Here is an 813-nt window from a genome sequence, read left to right on the forward strand (position 1 = left end):
ATTTTCTATATCTTTTTTATTCGGATTTATGCTTCCTTGAATTTTTTGTTGTATTTTAGTTATCTCTCTTTCTTTTTGCAAAAGCAGAAGAACTTTTTCGAGTCTGTCTCTAACCTCGAATGTTTCCAATATTTCCTGCTGACTCGCCCTTTCCGCATTTATCATCGAAGTTACAAAATCCGCCAATCTTCCAGGGTCGTCCACATTAATCATAGTGAGTCGCATTTCTTCCGTGAACAGAGGATTATTTTCGCTTAAAGCTTTTACCTCCGAAAGTAACGCTTTCGTATACGCCTTAATTTCATTTTCGTCCTCTTTGCTCGAATAAGCGCTAATATCGGGCATATATAAAGGCTCTACTCTTAAAATCGATTCCGTATTTATGAATCTAATTATTTTAAATCTTTTTATCGAATTAATAAGCAAATTGAGTCCGCCGTCTGGGAGATTCAATTTTTTAAATACTTTCACTATCACTCCAACTTTATAAATATCTTCTGGAGAAACTTTTCCGTCCTCTTTCGGATTGTCGGATATAAATAAATTGAGTCCCAAAAATCCGTTCGATTCTTCTATCGCTTTATTTACAGAAGCCGCATGAATCGGAGGAATTGGAAACGGAGCGTAAAGTCCGGGAAATAAAGGCTTTCCTATTACGGGAATTATTATTAATCTCGAAGGTAATTTATCTTCCAAAATTGAAAGCGTATTTTCGCTTCCGTTTTTGTTATCGTTTTCGTTATTTATATTTTCTTCTTTTATCTCTTTTTCGTTATACCATTCCGTTATAAAATGTATAGAATAATCGAGCGA

Annotated in this window: 1 protein-coding gene; it reads right to left on the minus strand. The window is 34.4% G+C overall.

Annotation, left to right across the window (positions count from 1 at the left end; genetic code table 11):
* Positions 1–762: LON peptidase substrate-binding domain-containing protein (locus tag EZH24_RS12865; protein ID WP_236847260.1), on the minus strand; the 762-nt coding region annotated here is incomplete at its 3' end.
* Positions 763–813: the final 51 nt, after the last annotated feature.

Source organism: Brachyspira catarrhinii (assembly GCF_005518285.1).
Lineage (GTDB): Bacteria > Spirochaetota > Brachyspiria > Brachyspirales > Brachyspiraceae > Brachyspira > Brachyspira catarrhinii.